Origin of the sequence: Bartonella sp. AC329YNZD, from assembly GCF_042196685.1 — a bacterium.
Lineage (GTDB): Bacteria > Pseudomonadota > Alphaproteobacteria > Rhizobiales > Rhizobiaceae > Bartonella.
Genome location: NZ_JBHIQS010000033.1, coordinates 1 through 6,614 on the forward strand (window position 1 = coordinate 1; position 6,614 = coordinate 6,614).

1 pseudogene is annotated in these 6,614 nt (G+C 38.6%); it reads right to left on the reverse strand.

The window, feature by feature from the left end:
• Positions 1–5,978: pseudogene (locus ACFIMW_RS08575) on the reverse strand (hypothetical protein); the annotation flags it as partial.
• Between the last annotated feature and the right edge of the window lie 636 nt (positions 5,979–6,614).

Sequence of the window (6,614 nt, forward strand, 5' to 3'; positions counted from 1 at the left end):
TTGGTAAAACTGATTTCTGCACCTTCTTTTTCAGCACCAATCTTGATAACCTTCGTATCTTCATCCTGCTTGACAAGGCTATCACTGACAACAGTGGTCACATCATTATGAACATTCGTAACAGAAGTACTAATATCAGAAAGAGCTTCCGCTACACTATTATAGCTTTTCTCACTTTCTTTGCCTGCTGCATCAACTTTCTTGATAACAAAATTGGGAGCTTTCCATTGTCCATTCTCGTAGCCAGCACCACCACCTAAATATATCGCGAGAGTGTTACTCATTGAATAAAGCTGATTGCCGGTAATCGCTTCTGTTGAGCTTTCAGAAACCTCTCCATTTGCAAGAAATTTAATCTTGCTATTCGTTTTTGTTCCCTTTTTCTCCCCATGCTGTGCTAAAAATGCACCCTCAGCACTACTCCAATTTAAAGAATCCTGTGCAACACCTTCTGATACTTCTTTAATGCGCTGATTTACATGCTTGATATTTTCATCAAGACCTGAAAAAGCCGTGCCAACACCAGTATACGATTTATCTTTTACCTTACCTTCTTCAGAAACCTCGGATAATTTATAGGTTGGCTGTGTAAGAGCGCCATCTTTAAAGGAGGATTCTCCACCTAAGAACTTAGCAATATCCTCACCAATTTTATTGATCTGACCACCCGTAATTACATCATGTGAATCCTTGATAATCTTACCATCAGCAACATTATGGAGTGAAACTGGGGAAGAATCCTTACCTTTTCCTAAAGTTATATTCGTATAATCAGTTTCACCCTTTTCCTTTTTATCGTAATGAACAACAATGGAATCTTCTGACTGAAGATTATTAGAAAGTTCCTTCAGACTTTCATCAAGCTGACCTTTGTTAACTGCTTCATTATTCTTCGTTGCGGCCTTCACACCAGAAAGCGTCCGATCTGCTTGATCCTTATTTGCAATATTAATTTCTGTACCGCTCGTTTCTTTACCAACAGTGATAGGTGCAGTTTCATTATCCTGCTTAACAAGGCTATCACTGACAACATTCGTCACATCATTATGAACATTCGTAATAGAACTCGCAATACCTGCAAATGCATCCGCTATACTCTGATAGCTTTTTTCAATTTCAGTACCATCACCATTGACGGTTTTAAGCTTGAAGGTAGGTGCAAACCACTCCCCTTTTTCATACTTAGCACCACCACCGAAATATGTCGCAAGCGCACTACCCATCGAATAAAGCTGATTACCGGTTATTGCTTCTGTCGAACCCTTTAAAACGTCTCCATCTAACAAAAACTTCAATTTGCTATTGCTTTTGCCTTTACCTTCTCCATGCATCGCTACAAAGGCACTATCTGCCTCGCTCCAGTTCAAAGAATCCTGCGCTACACTTTCAGAAACTTCTTTAATACGCTGATTCACATTCTTGATATTTTTATCAAGTCCAGTAAAAGCACTACCGACATCGTTATAAGAACCGTCTGTTACTTTTCCTTCCTCAGAAACATGAGATAATTTATAAGTAGGGTTGGTAAAGCTACCATCTTTAAACGCCGCATCACCACCTAAAAACTTAGCAACATCTTGAGAAATCGTGTTGATCTGACTACCATTAATCGCATCATGTGAATTTTCAGCAATGGTACCATCCGCTATATTATGAAGTGCAACTAGTCCTGCATCCTTACCTTTACCTAAAGTCACACTGCTATAATCAGTTTTACCATCTGCCAGCTTATCGTAGTGAACAACAGCTGAATCATCAGACTGAAGGCTGATAGAAAGATCCTTCAGACTTGCATCAAGCTGCGCTTTATTGACTGCTTCATTGTCATTCTCTGCTGCCTTAATACCTGAAAGCGTCCGTTCTTTGCCCTTTTCGTCCAGAAGACTTATTTCCGTACCTGCTACTTCTTTACCAATAGTGATAACCTTCGTATCATCATCCTGCTTGATAAGGCTATCACTGACAACATTAGTTACATCATTATGAACATTCGTGATAGAACTCGCAACTCCAGCAAATGCTTCCGATACACTATTGTAAACCTTTTCCTCACCAGCACTACCATCAGAATTAACAGTTTTAAGCTTGAAGGTAGGTGCAACCCATTCTCCCTTTTCATTATAACCTGCACCTCCACCAAAATACGTCGCAAATGTCTGATTCATTGAATAAAGTTGATTACCAGTGACAGCATCCGTTGATTTAGCGCTAATCTCACCATTTGCTAGAAACGTAATTTTGCTATTGCTTCCTTCCGTTCCATGCTTAGCTAAAAACGCATTGGCTTCATTACTCCAATTCAAAGAATCTTGTGCAACTCCTTCTGAAACTTCCTTAATACGCTGATTCACATTTTTGATATTATCATCAAGACCTTCAAACGCACCACCCACACCATCAAAGGCGCTCGTGCTTACCTGACCATCTTCAGAAATATGCGATAATTTATACCTTGGCTGTGTAAGAGCTCCATCTTTAAAGGATGCTTCTCCACCTAAAAACTTAGCTACATCCTCACCGATTTTATTAATCTGTCCACCCGTAATCGCATCATGTGAACCCTTGGCAATCTGACCATCAGCAACATTATGCAAACCTACAGCTGCCTTATCCTTACCTTTACCTAAAGTTACACTCGTGTAATCAATGCCACCATTATCACCCTCTTTTTTATCATAATGAACAACAGCTGAATCTTCTGACTGAAGGCTGGTAGCAAGTTCCTTCAGACTTGCATCAAGCTGACCCTTGTTAACGGCATCATTGTCTTGTTCTGCATCTTTCACACCAGAAATAACCCGTTTCACACCGCTTTTGTTTGCAACATTGATTACAGTGCCATTTGTCTCCTTACCAACAGTGATAGGAGCCGTTTCGTTATCCTGCTTGACAAGGCTTTCACTCACTACATTCGTAATCTCTTTGCTGATCTCATTTTTTACATTCGTAACAGAAGTACCAACTCCAGCCAAAGCATCCGCCACATTGCTATAAGTTTTCTCTTCAGATTTACCATCATCCTTAACTGTCTTAACCTTAAAACTTGGAGCAGTCCATTTTCCTTGCTCATCATAACCTGCGCCACCACCAAAATAGGTTGCAAGTTGTTCGTTCAGCGAATAAAGCTGTCCACCCGTGACAGCATCCGTTGAATCTTTAGAAACATCACCATCTAAAAGAAACGTAATTTTGCTGTTGTCTTGTGTCCTTACGGCTCTGCCTTTTTCTTCTTTGCTCTTTTCATGACGTGCTACAAAGGCATTAGCTTTATCGTTCCATAACAAAGCATCACCTTTAACTTGCTGAGTAATATTCGTTATGTTTTTAGTAAGTTCGCTAAACTTATTTGTTACATTATCATTAACATTCTTGATATTGCTATCAAGCTGGCTTTTGTTAACAGCATCATTATTGTTCTTTGCTTCCCCAACACCAGAAATTATCCGATCCGCACCGCTTTCATTTGCAATATTGATTTCTGTGCCACCTACTTTTGCACCAATAGTGAGACGACTCGTTGTCTTATCTTGCTGAACAAAGCTCTCGCTTTCCACTTTGATAATCACATCTTTAACCTGTTCAGTCAATTTATTCTGAACATTCGTGATAGAACTTCCAACTCCTGCAAGTGCATCCGCTACATCAGGATATTCTTTGTTTTCTGTTTCGCCATCATCCTTAACGGACTTAACAGTAAATTTAGGAGCAGTCCAAGCGCCATTTTCATATTTAGCGCCACCACCAAAATATTTGGCTATATTCTCAGATACTGTTTTGAGATCACTTGTTACAGTTGTAACATTTTGATTTGTAGTAAACAACTGAGAACCAGTGACTGCTTCATCTGAATTTGCACTGAGATCGCCACCTAATAGACCGGAAATTTTCCTTGCCCCATTATCTTTATTCAGAATGCTGATTTCAGTGCCACCAGTTCCTTTCCCAATGGTGATAACACCTGATCCCTCAGCACGGAGACTGCGACTTAACGCCATCCCTTCTTCTTGCTTAACAAGAATACTGTCTCTTACATCAGCAATTTCATTATTTGTTGCCAAAAGTTGTGAACCATTTACCGCTTCTGTCGATCCTACTGAGAGCGCCCCATCTTTAACGCCTTTTAGCTCTTTATTGCCAGCATCAATACCACTAGTTGTTATTTTCGGACCACCTGTAATCACTAAGCCTGTTTCGTCTAAAGTATTTGTACCTGCCTTTACGCTCTCCAGTGTGATGTCCTTTGCTAAATCAAATTTTACCTTATTGTCCTCTTTGCCTTTTGTAATATTTAGGTTGCTACTTCCAGCTGCCAAATCCATTGGACTAGTTGAATTAACACTCGTCGTATCTGCACCCTCAACAGAGAGATCCCAACTTGAAGTTATAGAGTTTTTTAGAGCTTTTAGCTGCGCAACATTCACGGCATCAGTGTCGTTCGTGCCAGATGCAACACCAGAAAGAATTCTGGTTTTATTATCTTTATTGGCAATTGTGATTTTATCGCCATCTGTATCCTTACCAATGGTTATGAACTTCGTCTGTGCATCTTGTTTTACGAAACTACTAGTTGCTACCTGTTCTTTTATTTCCTTCAGCTGTCCAAAATTCACCGCATCGGTGCTTTCAGTACCCGTTGCCACTCCTGTTATCTTTTTACTGCCAACATCTATACCACCGGTGGTTATTTTCGGACCATTGGCAATCACTAAACCTGTTGCGTCTAGGGTACTGCTTCCTGCAGTTATTTTATTGACTGCAATTTCCTTAGCTAGATCAAATTTTACATTATTGTCTTTATCGCCCTTTGTAACCTGAAGATTTGCACTTCCAGCAGAAAAGTCTACCGTACTGTCCATAATAACGGTTTTACCATTCTTACCCCCAACAGATAGTTTCCAACCGTCATTTCTTACGACACTTTCTAAATCTTTTAACTGTATAACATTTACTGCATCAGTAGGTTCACTACCAGCTGCTACACCTATAATCTGCCGCGTTATGCCCTTACTAGGATTACCAACACTAACGGCACCCTGCGTACTTTTCCATTGCACTTCAGTGTTTACTGCCGGTCCCTGCTGCAAAGAAGCATACCCCAAAATATCCGCAGCCCTATCAGCTACAGAATTACTTCCTATAGCAACACCACCATCTAAAGAAACTAAAGAATTGGCACCTATTGCAACACCTTGGTGTATATCTACTTTTGCATGGTGACCAATAGCAACCGCATCTTCCCGCGTAGTGCCAGCAGAATCCCCCAACGCTATTGTAAATTTGCCGAAAGCTCTAGCTTGAAAACCTATGGCAATTGCTTTTTCATCTCCAGCAGTTGTTCTTTGCTCTTCAGTAGCATAGTCTGGAGCAGAACCAATCGCAATACTATTATGAGCATTAGCGTAAGAAGATAAACCTATAGCAATACTTCTATCTTGTTTTGCTTCCGCCAATGGACCTAACGCAATAGCATCATAACCTTTTGCACTCGCACTATAACCCTGCTCCAGAGGATGACCATTGCCTTTTGCTGCAGCTCTTTGGGTCGATACTGTTCTTAACAAACCAGGAGAGTTTGAAAAATCTACACCATCTATAGAATTCATATGAATACTTCTTGTGAACTGTTGTGCTTTTTTATCACTCACATTTTCAGCTTTGAATATACTTGACACACCTTTCCATGCAATACTACTATTTGACTCCAAAACATTCACAACAGAACTATAATCACTGACATCAGACAAGGTTTTGACTAAAAAATTTGCATAGTCATCAGAATCATTCAAACCAGCGACAAAGACGATACTTTTTGGATAAGACACACCAGGACTTTTTAAACCTTCAACAAATGTATTTCTAAAATCAGGATTTGCTGAAAAAACAGAGGTAATATTCGATACAAATGTAACTGCCACAGCCAATGAAAGAATTTGAACAAAAGAAAAACGAGAAAGTTTTATGGCATATAATTTCTTCATAATGAACTCCCCAAAAAAACCTTTAGAAACACACTTAAGAACACAAAAAAGACATATTTTAATAATAGGAAATGCGTAAGAGATAGGTTTTGAATGTTTTGTTGTTAGCATTTTAAATCTTTTATGTTTGCGTTGCGCGTGATTTCTATAATGAGTCCTAAATGAAACTCTTTCATGAGTATGGAAAATATTTTTAGGTTCTTATTGAAAACGGGTTTTTGCTTTATATATTAAGTATAAAAGAGCTTCTCTGTATTATATTAATATATTAATATATTAAATATATATTAAAAAGTGCTTTACTTGAGGTAGGTTTTTTAATAAGCTGCTTTAAAGTAAGGGGTTTTTGATTGTTTGCTTAGTTGTAATTTTTCCTATTAGGGATTTATTAGCTATTAATGAGTGAAAGTCTAAATATTTTAGAATCTGTAGCTCTTTTAGCCTTAAGCTATAACATCAAATAAAATGTACGTTTGAAATATATTATTATGCATTTTTACTTTCCCTCTTTGAGAGGTTTTTATCAAAACGAGTCCTACTAAGATATTACACTTGATAAAATAAAGTTTGTCATTATGGATTCTTGTGTGTCATTTTTGCAATAAAAGCAGAATGCTTGTAAGAAATGCAGGGGCA